This is a genomic window from Pseudomonas sp. 2822-17, from assembly GCF_002742485.1.
GTDB classification, from domain to species: Bacteria; Pseudomonadota; Gammaproteobacteria; order Pseudomonadales; family Pseudomonadaceae; genus Aquipseudomonas; species Aquipseudomonas cyclaminis.
In genome coordinates this window covers 1-289 of record NZ_LJRZ01000296.1, presented here as the reverse complement: position 1 = coordinate 289, position 289 = coordinate 1, and the positions used below count along the sequence as shown (strand labels likewise).

The following is a 289-nucleotide window of genomic DNA, read 5'->3' as shown; positions in this document are numbered from 1 at the left end:
GTCTATCCACTAGATAAAGAAGCGATTATTGAAGCAGCAAAGAAGACAGGTAAAGTACTCTTGTTAACAGAAGACAATAAAGAAGGTAGTATAATGAGCGAAGTATCCGCAATTATTGCTGAACACTGCTTATTCGACCTGGATGCCCCTGTAAAACGATTGGCAGGACCTGATGTACCAGCAATGCCATACGCTCCTACGATGGAGAAATACTTTATGGTAAACCCAGATAAAGTAGAAGTAGCAATGAAAGAACTAGCAGAATTTTAAGCTTTAAGGCGTGTATTGT

The 289-nt window shown here is 39.4% G+C and carries 1 protein-coding gene; it reads left to right on the top strand.

The window, feature by feature from the left end; genetic code table 11:
* The coding region (locus tag AOA60_RS05600; protein ID WP_305887044.1) for a transketolase C-terminal domain-containing protein at nucleotides 1–270 on the top strand (270 nt) is incomplete at its 5' end.
* Nucleotides 271–289 lie beyond the last annotated feature (19 nt).